This window comes from Nitrospiraceae bacterium, assembly GCA_020632595.1.
Taxonomy (GTDB): domain Bacteria; phylum Nitrospirota; class Nitrospiria; order Nitrospirales; family UBA8639; genus Nitrospira_E.
In genome coordinates this window covers 143,774-160,860 of record JACKFF010000009.1, presented here as the reverse complement: position 1 = coordinate 160,860, position 17,087 = coordinate 143,774, and the positions used below count along the sequence as shown (strand labels likewise).

The window sequence follows — 17,087 nt, the reverse complement described above, 5'->3', positions numbered from 1 at the left end:
AAGAGGAATGGAACAAACTGTCTTTCTGGTCCTCCCCTAAAGCCTGTTCTGCTCATTCCGCATTTCATGGGATTTCGGCTGGGAGAGAGATTTTAAATCTGACAAAATGGTAGTTTGACCTTCAATGGGGATTTATCCCATTTTCAGAGAAAGACACAACATTTATGATTCTCGATTGTTGCCTCTGACTACCCATATTCGACAATATCAGGGGTATTTGTTCAAGTTGGGCTTTGGGGGGGCTATTAACTAACTTATTGTCTTTTGTATAATTGGCGAAGTGTTGGTTCTGTTGAAATACGTTCAGATTGCTTCGGACCTGCCGGTGTTCAGAATTTCGGTTTCATGATCTGAGCAATTGAGCAGTGACGAATGTTTGAAGATCGGGTTGGATGCTGGGACTGTCTGAAGGTCTTTAGTCATCAGTTTAGAGAAGATATTTAAATCTTTACAGGCATCTCAATGAAGAGGATTGGCTCAAGTCATAGGGTAAACGTAACTCCTAATAGCGTTCACCAATTTCCTTTACTGGTAAAATCTGTATCGTGTTCAAATTAAAGGCTGCCCCCGTAGCTCAGTCGGATAGAGCAGCGGTTTCCTAAACCGCGGGCCGCACGTTCAATTCGTGTCGGGGGCACCATTTTTTCAACAACTTACAGCGATCTCTCCCTCCTTCTCCTTCCCCATTGTGCTCGAAATTGTGCTCAAGGTGTTCAATTTGTCCTTAGCCTGAACCAGGTCTGCCTCACTCACAATATTGTAGCGGTCAAAGACGGATCGGGTCCGATGGCCAGAAATATCCATAGCCACTCGTTCAGAAATGCCGGACCGGATGAGGTTTCGAACGCCTGTCCTTCGTAAGTCATGAAACAGTTTCTCTGGCATATGGGCCTTGTCACAGGCCTCTTTCCATGTTCTCTTGGGTATTCTCCGTAACCATGTTCCCCTGTAATGGCACACCCACGGGCAATAAGGGTATTTCAGGCGGGATTCTCGCCACCATTGCTTGAGACCATGGGTGACCTCATTAGCCAAGGGAATGATTCGTCCCTCCCCATTTTTGGTGGTACCGGGGTCTAATCGGATCCACCCCTTTTCGAGATCAACGTGATCCCATTGAAGACCAAGAATCTCTCCTGATCGCATTCCCGTCCAATAGGCAATGATGAAGGGAATTTTGAGGTAATCGGATAAACGGCCCCGGAGTAACTGATACTCTTCATGCGTAAAAAAACCGGTCCGAATATTGTTTTCCTTGAGTTTCGGGATGTGGGGGATGGTATAGGGCTTTACGAGAGGTGGGGTTTGTTTGATTGCTAAATTAAACATGCGTTTGAGGGCGGCCAATTCACGATTTATAGTGGCAGGAGCGGCTTTTTCCTGTTGTCGTCTTTCGATGTATCTCGAAAGGTGAGGGCTCGTTATATCGTGGGCTCGAAACTTGGAAAAGGATTCCTTGAGATGATTAACGAGTTGTTCGACTCGGGTGAGGGTTTTTCGGCCATTATTGCGGTAATCTTGGATCAGTAGGTTGGTCAGATCCTCAAACGTGGTTCGATCAGCCTGTAAATTTGGTAACCGGCCATCGACGACTTCACCTTCCCGTTTTTTTAAGAACGCCGTCGCGACTGATTTTTGAGGGGAACGGCTACTTTCCCTAAACAATTGTCCCTGGTGGTAATATTGTATCCACCACGTGTGCCCTCTTTGGTAGACCCTTCCCATGGTTCATCCCCCTGACTCCTTGATGGATCGCTCCATTGAGTCCAAAAGTCAAGGCCCCTCCACCTTTTTGAGTCTGGAAATGTAGGCATCCAGGTCTTGCCGATCAATGAGAATCCGGCGATGAATTTTTACGGAAGGGAGTTCTCCCCGAAACCGCAAGTTTCGAACCGTCCAATAGGAGATGCCAAGGTACTGTGCGGCTTCCTGTTCGGATACCAATCGAGACTCCACAATATTAGGGCTGGATTTATTCATGATGGGCCTCTCGAAGACGACGGCGAATGGTAGACCGACTACACTTCAACTTCCGAGCGATGGCCGGAATGGACAGGCCTTCCCGATGCAAAAAACCAATATAAGAAATATTGTTTGCGACGGGCGGTCGGCCTAACCGAATCCCACGGGCTCGGGCTCGGTCTAATCCGGCCTTGACGCGATCTCGAATTATATCCCGTTCAAGTTGGGCCATTGCGCCGATGATGGTAAACATGGCGTGGCCAATGGGCGTGGAGGTATCGAATTGTTCCTGAAGGGAAATGAAATGAATATTCAGGGACCGGAAATTTTCTAATGCCGAGAGCAAATGTTTAACCGACCGAGCAAAACGGTCAAACCTCCAGACGAGCACCGCTTGAAATTGTCCATGCCAGGCGGTCTTATTCAGGCGATCTAAGCTGGGACGTTTTTCTTTTGCCCCCGACACCCCATGATCAATAAATTCCTCCACAATCGTGAACCCCCGCTGCTCGCAATGCTGCCGAAGGGCTCCTAATTGAACCTCAGGATCTTGGCTCCCGGTACTCACACGTGCATATAAGGCCACTTCCATTAGGTGTTCTCCTTTTGGAAGATCAACAAATATTCATGCAACGTAGGAATAAAAGGGGTCGGACCGTAACGAAAGAATTGCGCCCGGCGCTGATGGTCCCCTTCCTTAATAAGGACCACTTCGAGGCGCAAGAGATTCCATTGGATGATTTCGTTGTGTATGGGATAAAACTTCCCTTGTTTTCGGCCATCCCCGATAAGAAGGGCAAGATGTCCCCCTGGAGCGAGACAATCAATCAGACGGGTAAACGCTGCATGAAGGGCCAGCAAAAAATGTTTGATATTCTTGGCTGAAGAAAGATCGTTTGGATGAGTCGAATATTGGTGGCCGGGCCAATAAGGAGGATGCCAAAAGATCAATTCAAAATCTCGGTTGGGGAGAGGAGAACTGAGGAGATCAAATCCTAGTTGTAAATCTCCCCCGCAATAGTCCACCTCAAAATCAAAGCAGACATCTCCTGCGGTTCCCGATCCTTCCATAGGGTCAAATAGAGATTTTGGTTTTAAGTAATCCAATAAATCCACCACCAGATAACCGGGGCAGTTTCCAAAATAATTGGAAGTTCCCCACGGTCCCCGCTCGGGGTAGCGCAGTACGGACGTTAACCGAGGGCGGGATTGGAGATGCTGTCGGATCAGTGCCTGCCGGGTTTTGGCTTGGATGAGATGGTGTTCGAGGTCTCTTCTGGAGAATCCAAACAGGGCCTCGGCTTCCATCAGAGAATGTCCGGCTTCCGCAAACCGTAGGGCTTGCCGAAGGTTTTCTTTCGGAGAGGTATTCATAATTGGTTGATCTGGTTCCAGAGTATTCATACGCTTTTTCATTCCTTTCCTAGTCTGTATGGTCTAATGTCCGGGTTACGCTGATATCGTGTGTCACTATCCTTCCTAGAGGTTTTTGGACACCCTCTGGGAGGGTTCCCTTGGATGTTTCTTTACCCTTCCACATGAGAAAGGTGAAAAGGCAGAAAATATGTTGTCGATGATTCCCTGTTTGTTTTCCTCAAGGGATTCAATGGGCTTTTCCGTCAACAACTTGATGGCATTCATGGCATTTGGTTTTTCATCTCAACCTCCCTTGCTTTTTTTAAGGTTTTACCTTCTACTAACGAATGACCACAAAGTAATCCCTGCGAAAAAGTTTTCCTATGGGAGATAAGGGGATTCCCCTTATTCTGCGGAATGGCTAGAGCAAGTAAGAAAGATGAGCAGACATGGGCGAGGAAGTTATATTTTTTTCATCGAGAATGCGTACGGAGGAATCCACAATACGGGCGTGAATATAAACGGTGGGTCGAATCTGGAAAACCGAAGGTTTCCCCCTTTGAAGCTCTTCAGGGAAAATGGAAAGTTTATGAATCAGACCCTCCCAATCCCGAAGATATTTCAGTTTTGGATGAGGTGTTAAGAAACGGGGAATTCCCAAAGTCTGTGTGGAAAATTTTGGGGATCCCTGAGAATGAATTAATGGCTTATGGAACAATTAATAATTGCATTAAACGCGAGGATTTTACAGAAACCCAAATGGGAAACTTAAAGGGGCACCTTTTTTTGTTGTATTTTCCGGAGGAAAAGGAATTTAATTGGAATGATACGGTTGGAGTTGTTGATATGCGACGACCGAAGGACGAAATTAAAACGAGTATTTCTGAAAAAATTAGTTCCTGGTTAACTGAACGAACGGAAGCCGGACTCAAACAAGAAAAGGGGAAAGAGAGAATTCGTTTATCGGAAGCCTTCCAATATCTCAAGGCCTTTGATTTACGTAAGCATATACTGCTCCCCTTGAAAGTGAGACCACCTTTAAGACATAACCCACATCTTAAAGGAGGGCATCTGCGGGCCAAGGACAAGAAGGACCAATTAACGATGGACCGCCAAACGACGAGCTGCGCTGGTCTTGAGTGTGCTCAAAGGGGAGACGTCGGTGGTTGAAGCCGCCCGGCAACACGGTCTGCGAGTAGCCGAAGTGGAGAGTTGGCAAGATCAGTATCTGCGGGCGGCAGAGAATGGCTTGCGGCGACGGCCCAAAGATGAGGAAGCCTTGAAAGATGACTAGATCAAAAAGCTCCAACAAAAGATTGGGAGCTGGTGGTGGAGAATGATGTGTTACGGGAGGCCATGAAACCGTACCCTTAGCGCGAGAGATGTCCGACGCGTGAGAGCCGAGGCCGGACATCTCTGAACGAACCGCCTGTCGTCTGCTCCAGGTGAGCCGATCGGCGCTGCATCGGTCGACCAAAGGCAAGCGGGCTCATGCGACGCTTCCGGAGACACTCGTGGCCAAGCTTGAGCCACTGATTCAGGCCTATCCAACCTATGGGTATCGCCGGCTGTGGGCCCTGTTACGCTGTGAGGGACGTTCCTAAATCGCAAAGCGGTCTATCGGGCCTTACGCCTGAAGCGGTGGTTGGTACATCAGCGGACAGCGACCCCACGCCCTCGTGTGCAGTCTCGGCGAAGTCGAACGACACAGAGTAATCATCGCTGGGCCATGGATGTGACGTATATCCCTGTGGGCAGGATGGCTGGGGCATTTGACCGCCGTGATTGATTGTCATGATCGCGAAGTGATTGGCTATGAGTTTGCGGTTGCGCGGACGGGCGCAGGAAGCGGAACGAGCCATCGAAGCGGCCTGTCTCACCTGATTCGGCACACTTCGTCCCGTGGTGCCACCCCGTCCTTCGCAGTGACAACGGGTTAATCTTTCAGAGCCGCCGTTTTCGACAAGCCTGTCGAGACTATCGCTTAACTCAGGAGTTTATTACGCCGTACACGCCGCAACAGAATGGGTTAATCGAGCGGTTTTTTCGGAGTCTCAAAGAGGAGTGCATCTGGCAATATCGATTTGCAGCTTCAAGGAGGCGCAACACCGGATCAATGGATGGATGCGATGGTACAACGAAGGACGACCCCATCAAGCCTTACAGTATCGGAGTCCTCGTCAATATCGGCAGAAACAAGGCTTACAGGTGGCTTGATTTCGGGGGAGCACTACAATTTTGCCTGAATTAACTGACCTCGGGGAGTTCTCTAAGAGACTTTGGTTCGCTTATCTTGTCGATCAAAAAACGCTCTTTGGAGAGCTGATAAGAAAATACAAAGAAGGCCAAGAAGAAATAAGAGCGCTTTTGCAAAAAGCAAAAGATGAAAAAACCGAATGGGAAGAAGTTGTTAGGATTTTTAATAACCGATTTACTCACCTGCCATTTCGGTTGGCTATCAAAAATAAAGAAGACGTTATTTTAAAGGGTAATGTCGAAACCATCGAATTTATCTTTAATGATAGAACGGATCAAAAAACCTTTGATAAAAAAGACGACTTGTTAAAGATATTAAGCACAGGCGAAAAACGAGCATTATATATTCTAAACATCATTTTTGAGGTTGAAGCTAGAGCCCGGAGAAGTGAAGGGGGAGAGGGGGCAACGCTTTTTATTATTGACGATATTGCAGATTCTTTCGATTACAAAAACAAGCATGCCATTATCGACTATCTCAAATATATGTCAGAGATAGAAAAATTTCGTATGATGATTTTGACTCATAATTTTGACTTTTTGCGCACCATAGAAAGTAGGCTAATAGCGCCTTCTCACCAATGCTTAATGGCCATCAAAGACGATGATGGAATTAAACTAGAGGTTTTTAAGCGATCATATATTCGTAACCCTTTTAGCAGATGGAAGGGGAAGCTCAATGATAATGTAAAGCTAATTGCTTCAATACCTTTTGTTAGAAATATAGTTGAGTTCACTCAGGGTACGAGGTTCCGTCAAATAGTGTGTAAACAGAGTTAGGCGGCCACCTCAGTTTTCGATTGTTTTCCATCCACAAATTCCACTCCGCGATAGACTTCGGCCATCAACTCCGGATGTTTCACTCGACGAAAGCTCTGTTCCGCGACCATGAGCAGTTTCCAAATTACTGCGGTGGCATTGGCCACTTTCTTGTACCGTTTGGCCGCATCCGTGCGTAAGCGGACGGCGGCAAACGGCGACTCCACTGGATTCGTCGTGCGCAGATGTTGCCAATGCGGCTGTGGAAATTGATAAAAGGTCTGTAGTGCTCCCCCGAAATCAAGCCACCTGTAAGCCTTGTTTCTGCCGATATTGACGAGGACTCCGATACTGTAAGGCTTGATGGGGTCGTCCTTCGTTGTACCATCGCATCCATCCATTGATCCGGTGTTGCGCCTCCTTGAAGCTGCCAAATCGATATTGCCAGATGCACTCCTCTTTGAGACTCCGAAAAAACCGCTCGATTAACCCATTCTGTTGCGGCGTGTACGGCGTAATAAACCCTTGAGTTGCGATAGTCTCGACAGGCTTGTCGAAAACGGCGGCTCTGAAAGATTAACCCGTTGTCACTGCGAAGGACGGGGGTGGCACCCACGGGACGAAGTGTGCCGAATCGGGTGAGACAGGCCGCTTCGATGGCTCGTTCCGCTTCCTGCGCCCGTCCGCGCAACGCAAACTCATAGCCAATCACTTCGCGATCATGACAATCAATCACGGCGGTCAAATGCCCCCAGCCATCCTGCCCACAGGGGATATGCGTCACATCCATGGCCCAGCGATGATTACTCTGTGTCGTTCGACTTCGCCGAGACTGCACACGAGGGCGTGGGGTCGCTGTCCGCTGATGTACCAACCACCGCTTCAGGCGTAAGGCCCGATAGACCGCTTTGCGATTATGGAACTGTCCCTCACGAAAGCGTAACAGGGCCCACAGCCGGCGATACCCATAGGTTGGATAGGCCTGAATCAGTGGCTCAAGCTTGGCCACGAGTGTCTCCGAGAGCGTCGCATGAGCCCGCTTGCCTTTGGTCGACCGATGCAGCGCCGATCGGCTCACCTGGAGCAGACGACAGGCGGTTCGTTCAGAGATGTCCGGCCTCACGGCTCTCACGCGTCGGACATCTCTCGCGCTAAAGGGTACGGTTTCATGGCCTCCCGTAACACATCATTCTCCACCACCAGCTCCCCAATCTTTTGTTGGAGCTTTTTGATCTGGTCATCTTTCAAGGCTTCCTCATCTTTGGGCCGTCGCCGCAAGCCATTCTCTGCCGCCCGCAGATACTGATCTTGCCAACTCTCCACTTCGGCTACTCGCAGACCGTGTTGCCGGGCGGCTTCGGCCACCGACGTCTCCCCTTTGAGCACACTCAAGACCAGCGCGGCTCGTCGTTTGGCGGTCCATCGTTCAATTGGTCCTTCTTGTCCTTGGCCCATAGATGCCCTCCTTTAAGATGTGGGTTATGTCTTAAAGGTGGTCTCACTTTCAAGGGGAGCAGTATAGGTCGTGAGCCGGTCCCAATCCCGCTCCAGACAGGTGGCGGCTTCCATGTGCCCCTGTTGTTCACACCACCGCACAAACTGCTCTTTTCGCCGTTCTGCCTCCCGGCACGTTGGCGCATAGGGAATCTGACAGAGGAGAGTCTTGGCTTCCGGTTGTGCGCGCTTGGGAAGTTTGTCGAGCACATTCAGGCTCTTGTGATTCCAACAGCGCTGTTCCTCGACATCCGGATAGACATTGCGCAGGCCCGCCCAAATCCCCAGATGGCCATCGCCAATTACCAACCGGGGGGTACGTAACCCACGAGCTTTCAGATCCCGTAACACGGCACTCCAGCTGGCGGTGGATTCTCGGTGGCCTGGCACGACAGCAAGGATGACTTTTTGCCCATTGCTCAACGCCGCCAACACCACGAGGAGGGCTGCCTTGTCTTTCTCTAACCCCGCTTTCACATAGAGGCCGTCTACCCAGAGATAGACGACCTCCAGGTCCTCCAGCGACCGGCTTTGCCAGTTCACGAATTCTGCCTGCCAGTGTGTCTTGAGTCGGGCGATGGTGGAACTCGAGAGCGGCGCGTCTGCGCCTAACAATCCACCAAGAGCCAGATCAAAGTCACCCTGAGCCAGACCGTGCAGATATAACTCGGGCAAGAGATGATCTACAGCGGTGCTTTTTCGCTTGAAGAAGGGGAGCACACGACTGATCAAGCGTTCATCGCACTCGCGGACCCGTGGACGCCGCACCATGATCGTGCCGCAGCCCAAGGTTAACCGCCGTGGTTGGCCATACCCATTCCGGTATCCAGTGGACCCATCGAGGCCCCCACGCCGGACAGATTTCTGTCGGCCAAGCAACTCCGTCACTTCCTCTTCCAAGACGTGTTGAATAAATTGTTGGACATGACCCCGAATCCAGACCTCTAAAGTCTCCCAGGTTGGGCTTGATTCACCGGTCTGCGTTGTGCTCTGCTTTTTCATGGCGGTGCCTCCTTTTGTTAACCGGATTTTCCCGGTGGGTTTGGTCACCCGAGAGGATACACCGCCTCTCTCCTATTTACACACCTTTTGAAGATACCTCCAGGGTACCGAAGAAAACGATGACTATTCATTGTTAACGTCAGTGTTGCACTATAAGGATGGTACTGCGGCTTTAACTGTTAATGATATTAAGGAAGTCTTTGAGAGAAATATTCAGGACCTCGATTTTCCTGATATTGAACTTAGTAAATGTTTACTGGATTTCATTTTGGAAACTGCCGACAGTTGTGTGGATGCCAATGAGGGAATTAATTTAGAAAACAAGATAGTCTTATCAATTGCGATTAGATTGGTTGCTGAGAAGTTTATGGTTAGCCAGATAACTGATGGTAGTGAAATCGGCGCTAATCAAACGTGGGAACTTCTAAAAAGGTATGAAGAAGAATATAACAACGAACATGACAATATAGAGATATTAAAAAGAGTAAACCTAATTACGCCTGCCAATATCCATATCAATTCATTTATGTATGAGCCCATATTGGATATGGGGGATGGGGAATTGAGGCAGCTTTATGGAAAAGTCAAAGAAGGCCTAAAATAGTAGTCAGGCCAATTTATGGTCAGAATTTTCATGTCCGCTTTTGGCCGTTTTCGACCACTCGTGATCTGACCTTGAATTTGTTTTATCCGGGTAGCGAGACAACAGCAAGGTTGAATCGGCCTATAGGGTCTGGGAGCTAGATTCAAAATCAGTTGTTTTTGAATATGGAGAATTTACTGAAAAAATGGTGAATTATAAGGAGGTGTAAATTTTTTAACCAAAGAGGTTTTTGAATTAGTCCACTCTCTGAAAGAGGAGTGGTTTATGCCAAGAACAATTATTAGGATAAATCATGTAACCCATCTCCAAATGAGGATGGTTTATCTGATAGCCCTTTACTTGGTATTCAGCATCACGGGCTGTCAGGGTATTCAATCGACCGCCAAGAAGTCGGAATGTGTTCCTGGCTTGATCCATACTTCGTGCTTTTACGAAAGGGAAAAGCCTGGGAAACGAAATAAACTCATCCTTTTTGTTCATGGCGTTATTGGAAGTGCAAATACAACATGGGGTAATCCACCAAATGAGAATTTTTGGCCCGCCATGGTTCGGGGAGATTCACCTCGTTTTGAAGACTATGACATATATCTTTTTAACTATCGTACTGCCGTTAGAAAAAGATCTCCGAATATACACGAAATTGCTGTTAATGAGCTAGCGCAATTGAAATCACATGAGGTTTTTGAGCAATACACAGACATACATTTTATTGCTCACAGCATGGGGGGATTAGTGGTTAAGAGTATGCTGGTGGCCCTTAAAAGTGGAGATGAAGAGGATCTACTTCAACAGGTGAAATCTGTAAATTTCCTTGCAACCCCAGCGCAAGGAGCGACAATTGCGCGGATCGCTGCTTTTTTTTCGAGCAATCCACAATTTCGAAATATGGAATCAGCCCATATGAATGCCTTTATTCAAAGTCTTGAGGATCGGTGGGTCCAGTTGCTGATTGCCAGGGATGAAACAAAAGCAAAATATCCTCGTGCTTATTGCGCCTATGAAACGCTTCCTACGAAAGGGGTGCTTTTAGTTCCCCGTGAAATGGCCACTTCGAGATGTGATGGGCCACCCCAACCTTTACCGTTTAATCATGAATCGATATCAATTGCCAACGATCCCGAAGAAGATCCCTATCTTTGGGTTATGAAGAATATCAGAGACGCCGATCATGAGGGGAGAGAGTTACAGAAAACGCAGGTGCTTTTGTTGGAGGCAAGAAATTTAAGGAAATCGGGCCACAATGAGGAGGCGCGAGATCCCTATAACCAGGCTCTTTCTATATTTAAGGGGACCAATGATCGCCTAGGAGAAGCCACTGTTATCAAAGAGCTGGGAGGTTTGGAGCGTATCCTAGGACATTCTGATGAAGCACGAACGGCGTACATTAAAGCCCAGACTCTTTTCAAAGCTGAGGGTCATCTGTTAGGTGAAGCCGAAGTTCTCGCAGAATTGGGCGAACTGGAGCGTCTGTTAGGGCACCCTGATAAAGCGCGGACTGCCTACGATGGGGCGTTAACGCTCTATAAAAGAGAAGAGAATTGGTTAGGCCAAGCTTTTGTTTTACACAGGTTGGGGGACCTGGAGAATCAATTAGGGAATGTTGAAAAGGCACGGATCGCTTTATCCGACGCGCGGGATCTTTTCAAGACGAACGACCAGCCGTTAGGCGAAGCCTATGCACTCAGGGGTTTAGGGCATCTAGAACGTTTTTCAGGGCACCCCGACAAGGCGCGGAGTGTTTACACCGAGGCACGAGACCTTTTCAAAGCCAATGATCATCCGCTTGGCGAAGCTCATGTCCTTGTCGGCCTGGGATCATTGGAACAACAATTAGGCTACACCGATAAGGCGAGGACTGCATACACTGAAGCACGGGAGCTCTACCAAAAGGCCAAACATCCGTTAGGCGAAGCCAACGTCCTTGCGGGTTTGGGAAATCTGGAGCGAATTTCAGGTAATATTGAGAAGGCGAGGGCTGCGTATGGTGACGCGCAGGCGATCTTTAAGGCGCAGGAGGAACAATTAGGCCAAGCCCAAGTCCTCTTAGGGCTGGGTTATCTGGAATTCCTCGATGGAAGACCTGACAAAGCGCGCACGGCCTTTACGAATGCCAAAACTCTTTTCATAGCAGAAAATCATAAGATGGGCGAAGCCGATGTCCTTCGGGAGTTCGGGGAAATGGAACGCCTTTTGGGACAGCCTGACAAGGCGCGGAACTTTTACAACAGAGCGCGGACCCTCTACCAAACCATAAAATATCCCTTAGGCGAAGCCAATGTCCTCATAGGAGTGGCTGACCTAGAGCTCCAATTGGGGCGTCCTGACAAGGCACGGACTGCCTACACCGATGCGCAGGTGATCTATGAAAGCGTTAAGGATCGGTTAGGTCAAGCCCATGTTCTCCTGGGGTTAGGTGACGTAGATGCCAGTTTAGGGCGGATTACCGAGGCGCGGTCTGCCTACACCAAGGCCCAGGGGCTCTACAAAGAGGAAGAGAGTCAGGTTGGCCAAGCCCGGGTTCTTGTACGGTTGGGCCGGTTGGAGCGGTCATTAAATTCTGGCGATTCTGAGTTGGCCCGGTGGTATTTCTACCAAGCTGCAACCTTGTTTGAAGCAAGTGGATTGGAAAACGAAAAAGAAAAAGTTCTAGCCGAAGCTCTGGAGGTGGCTCACTAATGAAATGGAAGCGATCCGGCTAAGTAACAAATGAAAGTAATATCCTTCAAAAGCGAATTTTAAAGTTCTGGGCCAAAGAAGGGGGCATATCACGATGACAGCTCATTCTAGTTTTCGGGGCATGTGCTCATTCTGTGCTCGACGCCACCACTTTTCAGCCAATTCAGGCCTATCCCAGCCAAAGATAAAGAATGGGGGAATTCCTTGCTGGAATTGGCTTGAGTGAGTTTGAGGAGATATAGCAGGATAATAAATTTGCCTTCCTAAACCGCGGGCCGCACGTTCAATTCGTGTCGGGGGCACCAAAATGTTCAATAATTTCTCAAATATTTCCGCCGTAAATCTCCTCAGCCCCTTCATGCCTTGTCTTTCCTATGACTCTCTTTTCAGTGTTGTCCCTTTTAGGGTCTGATTTTTAACTACAAAAAAAGTTCTTGTGCGTAGGAAAAATCCAGCACCATTTTTATGCTTATGGGCCTTCATGGCCCCCCTGTAGTGCCTCCTAGAAATCAAGCCACCTGTAAGCCTTGTTTCTGCCGATATTGATGAGGGCTCAGGCACTGTAACGCTTGAGGGGGTCGCTCCTTGTTGTACCATCGGATCCATCCAATGATCCGTTGCTGGGCTTGCTCAAAGCTACTCAATTGATGTTGCCAAATACAGTGGACCCCATTGTCAAGACAGAAAATGGATGAAAACAAGAAGGCCTTTCCCTCAGGGCTTGCTCGCCTGTGTGCCGTGATAGATGACTGCCGGCGTTTGGTAGCCATGAGCCTGATGCGGGCGGTGTTCATTGTAAAACAGGAAATAGGCCCGCAAGCCACGTTCTAACTCTAGTCCCGTTGCATAGTCCCGTAAATAGAGGTCTTCATACTTGACGGAGCGCCACAGACGTTCAATGAAGATATTGTCAAAGACGCGGCCCCGTCCGTCCATACTGACTGCGCTGCCTGCACGCTCCACTCGGTCAATCCACGCCTGCGAGGTAAATTGAACGCCTTGGTCACTATTGAACACCTCTGGCGTTTCTTGAGCAAACGCCTGCTCCAAAGCCTCTAAGCAAAAGTCCGCCTCTAAGGAATTGGACACGGCCCAGGCCACCACGTACCGACTATACCAATCCATGATCGCCACCAAATACATAAAGCCCAGGGCCATCGGTACATACGTAATGTCCACACACCAGGCCTGATTCGGACGAACGACCTGAACATCCCGGAGCAGATAGGGATAGCGGGGATGGGCGGGATGCGGTCGGGAGGTCCGAGGCCCAGGAGCCACGCCTTCCAGGTCCATCAGGCGCATCAAGCGCTGGACGCGTTTCCGATTGATGGGATACCCGTGCCCCTGCAACCAGGCGGTCATCCGTCGGGAGCCATAAAACGGGGTCTGGAGATACTGGGCATCCAGTAACCGCATCAGATGCAAATTCTCTTGGCTCTCCCCAGCAGGGGTGTAATAATAGGCTGAACGCGACAGCCCCACCAAGTCACATTGTTGTTGGATACTGACCATCAGATCATGCTCGTCAATCAGTTGGCGTTTCTGCTCAGTGGAGTGGGCCCAGTTTTTTTTTCAGCCACTCCAATTCCACATCGAGGCGGCCAATCTTTTCATATGCCTGTCGCAATGCTTCGTCAGTGCCCTCGTCACACTCGGAGCCTCGCTTAAAAAGCCCAGCCACTTGGCTCGTTAGCTGTTTCTTCCACATCGTGATCTGAGTCGGATGGACCTGGAAGTCTTTGGCCAGCTGTTGTAAGGTTTGCACGCCCTTCACGGCTTCCAGGGCCACCTTCGCCTTAAATTCCGCACTATGCCGTTTTCGCTTCTTGGACATCTCGTAGACCCCTCCCCACATGGTAGAACAAGCAGTCGTTCCACCATCTTAACTGACTGTCCGAATATTGGGGTCCACTATAAAACGCCCTCCTGTTTGAGACTCCGAAAGAACCGTTCAATGAGCCCATTCTGTTGCGGCGTGTATGGGGTAATAAACTCCTGACCCAAACGATAGTCTCGACAGGCTTGTCGAAAGCGGCGGCTCTGAAAGATTAACTCGTTGTCACTTCCAGGGACCGGGGTGAAACCAACGGGACGAAGTGTACCGAAGCGGGTGAGGCAAGCGGCTTCGATTGCGCGTTCTGCTTCCTGGGCCCGTCGGCGCAAGGCGAACTTATAGGCAATCAGCTCGCGATCATGACAATCAATCACTGCCGTTAAATGCCCCCAACCATCCCACAGGGGATATGCCTCACCTCCGTGGCCCAGCGACAATTACTCTTTGACGTTCGACTCCGACGGCACGGCACTCGAAGCTGTGAAGTAATGATGCGTTGAAGTACAAACTAGGTCTTGAGCCGTAAGGCCCGATACACGGCCTTGCGATTATGGATCCGTCCATGGCGATAGCGTATCAAGGCCCACAGGGGTCGATACCGATACGTCGGATTCGCCTGAATGAGGGGCTCCAGCTGAGCGACTCATTTCTCAGAGAGCGTCGCCCGAGCCCGCTTTCATTTGGTCAGCCGATGCAGCGCCGATCGACTGACCTGAAAAAGACGACAGGCGGTTTGTTCCAGGATGTCCGGCCTCGCGGCTCTCACGCGTCGGACATATCCCGACCTAAATGGTACGGTTTCAAGACCTCCCGTCATACGTCATTCTCGACCACTAACTCCCCGATCGTTTGTTTCAGTTTTCTGATCTGCTCTTCTTGCCGCACCTCTTCGTCCTTGGGGCGACGACGCAAGCCATTTTCCGCCACACGAAGAAACTGATCCTGCCAGTCTTCGACGTCCCTGACCGTCAGGCCTTGCTGCCGGGCGGCTTCCTCCACCGAGGTTTCCCCTTTCAGGATCCGCAAGGCAAGTGCTGCTCGTCGTTTTCCTGTCCACCGTTCAATTGGTTCTTCCTGACCCATGGCTTTCCTCCACTAAGATCTGGGTTATGTCTTAAAGGTGGTCTCACTTTAAAGCGGGGCAGTATACCCCCTAACTTCTTTGTGTATTTCTCATCCCATATTGGTTGCAATCATGTGTGTGAAGAACAAAAAAAACAGATTTTCAAATATTATTTTTAATTTTTAGGCTCCTCCCACCGATTGTATAGTTTATTGAGAGGTCTCTGATCCGAGCTTATCAGGCTGATCAAGTTGGGAAGTGGTCAAAAAAGCCATGGATTCGAACGATCGCGGAAAAGTTTTGCCCAGACAGTCATGGTGATGAGGCGGTCAAAGAATATTGAGAATATTGAACCTATATGGGTCAAAAGTGCCAACGCGGCTTTTTTCATAAACCACACACACATTCATACCAGTCATTTTGGGGGGTATAACTTTTTACAACCGAATTGCTATCGTTGGTTATTTTAGACTTTCGCTAAAATAAAACTTCTTTTCTTTTGCGTATCAGTTGTTAACGAAATCGAACAAGAAAATTTACCATCCAGTCTGTGAGGGGATCTTTTACGGGGAATGAGGTGCGTTATGATTCGGATTGCGTATCGGAGGAATGGCCAGGTCGTTTTCCTGGTGGCTATTTTGATCAGCACATGTTTTACAGGGTTGACTTTTGCTGATTCTAGTATGGGTGCCATATCCCAGGAGATTAATCGAGCAGAAAGTCGTGCTGAGAAAAGAGCCTTGATTGTTACAGATCAATATATAATTGGCCCAGAGGATACTCTGGAGGTCAGTGTGTGGCGCACTCCCGAATTGTCGCGCGAAATTGTGGTTCGGCCGGACGGACGAATTTCACTCCCGCTTATCGGAGAGGTGATGGCCGTGGGAAGTACAACGGCGGAACTCCGTGATGAAATCACAGAGAAACTGAAAGTTTACAAGGAAAATCCTACGGTGGCCATTATTGTGAAAGCTATTAAAAGTTATTTCTTTACTGTTCAAGGTGCCATTGGAGGAGGTGGAAGTGCTGAGGGCAAAAGCGGGGGCGGGGGCGGAAAAATTCCTCTCTTGAGCCATACCACCCTTGTTCAAGCTATTGGTCTAGCCGGTGGGTTAAGTTCCGATGCGGTCAGAAGTAGAATCACGATTTTTCGATTAGGAATTAACGGTGAGGCATCGAAAAAAATTGTCGTAAATTATGAAGATATTATTTTGAGGGATGCGGAAAATATTGAAATTAAACCCGGTGATACCATCGTGGTTCCTTCACAAACCCAGATATTCCTACCCTAGTGTCCATGGGGTCGAATATTTTTAGAAATTTGAGTAGAGAAAAGGAAGATGAGAATAACAGACATGTTTATTCGCAGGGTTCTTTTCATTCCTTAGACTTTCACCGATAGAGATACTGAAGAGGAATATCAGCCGTTTGGAGATCCATGAAATATTGTTACGCACAGATCATAGTCCGAGCCTTGCTTGTAGTTAATATTATCGTGGGGCTTGGATGTTTCAAGCCTGACGTCATTATACCCCCTGGTCATCCCGCGGAAGGTTTTGTACTGGGGCCGGAAGATGTCATTGAAGTGGTCGTATGGAAAACCCCGGAATTATCGAGGCAAGTCGTAATCCGTCCGGACGGAAAAATTTCGTTGGCTTTAATTGGAGATGTGGTAGCGAGCGGGTTGACCGCTGATCAATTAGCACAAAAAATTTTGGAAAAATACAAGGCGTTTAAAGAAAACCCTTCGGTGTCCGTTAATGTGATTGAGGTTAATAGTTACTATGTGTTTATTGTTGGAGAAGTGGTAAAGCCGGGGAAATTGCCATTGAAATCTTATACGACGGTTCTTCAGGCGATGTCATTGGCCGGGGGATTTAGCCAATTTGCCTCACGAAATAACATTCTCGTTATTCGAAATGTTGAAGATGAGGAGGGCAAGCTTAAAGAAATACGTATCCCTCTAAGATACTCCGACCTTATTTCGGAAGATGGGGGTATCTATAACCTTACCCTGAAGTCCGGTGATACCGTCATAGTTCCGTAAACAGGGTTCCGCCCAAAAATCGGACGGGCTA

At 48.7% G+C, this 17,087-nt stretch carries 21 protein-coding genes and 1 tRNA gene; 11 read left to right on the top strand and 11 right to left on the bottom strand.

The window, feature by feature from the left end:
• The first annotated feature begins 563 nt into the window (after nt 1-563).
• Nucleotides 564-640: transfer RNA gene (locus tag H6750_15685), tRNA-Arg, on the top strand.
• Nucleotides 641-645: 5 nt separating this feature from the next.
• Here H6750_15685 and H6750_15680 read toward each other — a convergent pair.
• Genes H6750_15680 through H6750_15665 form a run of 4 tightly spaced genes read right to left on the bottom strand, consistent with a single transcriptional unit; the run spans nt 646 to nt 3,366 of the window.
• Complete coding sequence (locus tag H6750_15680) at nt 646-1,725, bottom strand: tyrosine-type recombinase/integrase (GenBank protein MCB9775749.1); 1,080 nt, start codon at nt 1,723-1,725, stop codon at nt 646-648.
• A gap of 48 nt (nt 1,726-1,773) precedes the next feature.
• Nucleotides 1,774-1,980: a helix-turn-helix domain-containing protein gene (locus tag H6750_15675; protein ID MCB9775748.1), complete on the bottom strand. Its 207-nt coding sequence runs from the start codon at nt 1,978-1,980 to the stop codon at nt 1,774-1,776.
• Nucleotides 1,973-2,554, bottom strand: coding sequence for a recombinase family protein (locus tag H6750_15670; protein ID MCB9775747.1), 582 nt, complete (start codon nt 2,552-2,554; stop codon nt 1,973-1,975). Before H6750_15670 ends, H6750_15675 begins: the two co-directional genes overlap by 8 nt.
• A complete protein-coding gene (locus H6750_15665) occupies nt 2,554-3,366 on the bottom strand; it encodes a hypothetical protein (protein MCB9775746.1) in 813 nt (270 codons plus the stop codon). Before H6750_15665 ends, H6750_15670 begins: the two co-directional genes overlap by 1 nt.
• Nucleotides 3,367-3,945: 579 nt before the next feature.
• On the opposite strand from H6750_15665, the gene H6750_15660 reads away from it, so the two are divergent.
• From H6750_15660 to H6750_15635, 6 genes are all read left to right on the top strand, one after another.
• Nucleotides 3,946-4,488, top strand: a complete 543-nt coding sequence (locus tag H6750_15660) for a hypothetical protein (protein ID MCB9775745.1) — start codon at nt 3,946-3,948, stop codon at nt 4,486-4,488.
• Nucleotides 4,448-4,612 (top strand): hypothetical protein, encoded by a 165-nt coding sequence (locus tag H6750_15655; GenBank protein ID MCB9775744.1) that lies wholly within the window; start codon nt 4,448-4,450, stop codon nt 4,610-4,612. Before H6750_15660 ends, H6750_15655 begins: the two co-directional genes overlap by 41 nt.
• Before the next feature lie 151 nt (nt 4,613-4,763).
• The gene (locus H6750_15650) at nt 4,764-4,922 is read left to right on the top strand and encodes a hypothetical protein (GenBank protein MCB9775743.1); all 159 of its coding nucleotides are present in this window, start codon (nt 4,764-4,766) and stop codon (nt 4,920-4,922) included.
• A 168-nt stretch (nt 4,923-5,090) separates the two neighbouring features.
• Nucleotides 5,091-5,258 carry a hypothetical protein gene (locus H6750_15645; GenBank protein MCB9775742.1) on the top strand — a complete coding sequence of 56 codons (168 nt, stop codon included), beginning with the start codon at nt 5,091-5,093 and terminating at the stop codon, nt 5,256-5,258.
• Nucleotides 5,258-5,569 (top strand): transposase family protein, encoded by a 312-nt coding sequence (locus H6750_15640; GenBank protein ID MCB9775741.1) that lies wholly within the window; start codon nt 5,258-5,260, stop codon nt 5,567-5,569. Before H6750_15645 ends, H6750_15640 begins: the two co-directional genes overlap by 1 nt.
• Complete coding sequence (locus H6750_15635; GenBank protein ID MCB9775740.1) at nt 5,557-6,354, top strand: hypothetical protein; 798 nt, start codon at nt 5,557-5,559, stop codon at nt 6,352-6,354. The genes H6750_15640 and H6750_15635 overlap by 13 nt, the downstream gene beginning before the upstream one ends.
• A 124-nt stretch (nt 6,355-6,478) precedes the next feature.
• On the opposite strand, the gene H6750_15630 is transcribed toward H6750_15635, so the two are convergent.
• From H6750_15630 to H6750_15620, 3 genes are read right to left on the bottom strand one after another with little or no spacing between them, the layout of a single operon-like run.
• On the bottom strand, nt 6,479-7,465 hold the full coding sequence (locus H6750_15630; protein MCB9775739.1) for a DDE-type integrase/transposase/recombinase: 987 nt from the start codon (nt 7,463-7,465) through the stop codon (nt 6,479-6,481).
• Nucleotides 7,462-7,788 carry a transposase gene (locus tag H6750_15625; GenBank protein MCB9775738.1) on the bottom strand — a complete coding sequence of 109 codons (327 nt, stop codon included), beginning with the start codon at nt 7,786-7,788 and terminating at the stop codon, nt 7,462-7,464. Before H6750_15625 ends, H6750_15630 begins: the two co-directional genes overlap by 4 nt.
• Nucleotides 7,789-7,812: 24 nt before the next feature.
• On the bottom strand, nt 7,813-8,829 hold the full coding sequence (locus H6750_15620; GenBank protein ID MCB9775737.1) for an IS256 family transposase: 1,017 nt from the start codon (nt 8,827-8,829) through the stop codon (nt 7,813-7,815).
• Nucleotides 8,830-8,959: 130 nt separating this feature from the next.
• Here H6750_15620 and H6750_15615 point away from each other — a divergent pair, with 130 nt between their 5' ends.
• Both H6750_15615 and H6750_15610 read left to right on the top strand, forming a co-directional pair.
• Nucleotides 8,960-9,433: a hypothetical protein gene (locus tag H6750_15615; GenBank protein ID MCB9775736.1), complete on the top strand. Its 474-nt coding sequence runs from the start codon at nt 8,960-8,962 to the stop codon at nt 9,431-9,433.
• Between the two features lie 315 nt (nt 9,434-9,748).
• Complete coding sequence (locus H6750_15610) at nt 9,749-12,109, top strand: tetratricopeptide repeat protein (protein ID MCB9775735.1); 2,361 nt, start codon at nt 9,749-9,751, stop codon at nt 12,107-12,109.
• Nucleotides 12,110-12,618: 509 nt separating this feature from the next.
• Here H6750_15610 and H6750_15605 read toward each other — a convergent pair.
• The 4 genes from H6750_15605 to H6750_15590 all read right to left on the bottom strand — a co-directional run bounded on the left by H6750_15605 (nt 12,619) and on the right by H6750_15590 (nt 15,029).
• Entirely contained in the window at nt 12,619-12,810 is a 192-nt protein-coding gene (locus H6750_15605; GenBank protein ID MCB9775734.1) for an IS3 family transposase, read from the bottom strand.
• Between the two features lie 13 nt (nt 12,811-12,823).
• Nucleotides 12,824-13,967 (bottom strand): IS3 family transposase gene (locus tag H6750_15600; protein ID MCB9775733.1). Its coding sequence is split into 2 segments (ribosomal slippage): nt 12,824-13,673 and nt 13,672-13,967, totalling 1,146 coding nucleotides; the frame shifts between segments, so codons are not numbered across the junction.
• Between the two features lie 56 nt (nt 13,968-14,023).
• Nucleotides 14,024-14,350: a transposase family protein gene (locus tag H6750_15595; protein MCB9775732.1), complete on the bottom strand. Its 327-nt coding sequence runs from the start codon at nt 14,348-14,350 to the stop codon at nt 14,024-14,026.
• Between the two features lie 409 nt (nt 14,351-14,759).
• A complete protein-coding gene (locus H6750_15590; protein ID MCB9775731.1) occupies nt 14,760-15,029 on the bottom strand; it encodes a transposase in 270 nt (89 codons plus the stop codon).
• A 564-nt stretch (nt 15,030-15,593) separates the two neighbouring features.
• Here H6750_15590 and H6750_15585 point away from each other — a divergent pair.
• Nucleotides 15,594-16,301 carry a polysaccharide biosynthesis/export family protein gene (locus tag H6750_15585; protein ID MCB9775730.1) on the top strand — a complete coding sequence of 236 codons (708 nt, stop codon included), beginning with the start codon at nt 15,594-15,596 and terminating at the stop codon, nt 16,299-16,301.
• A gap of 146 nt (nt 16,302-16,447) precedes the next feature.
• Nucleotides 16,448-17,056, top strand: coding sequence for a polysaccharide biosynthesis/export family protein (locus H6750_15580; GenBank protein MCB9775729.1), 609 nt, complete (start codon nt 16,448-16,450; stop codon nt 17,054-17,056).
• The last annotated feature ends 31 nt before the right edge of the window (nt 17,057-17,087 follow it).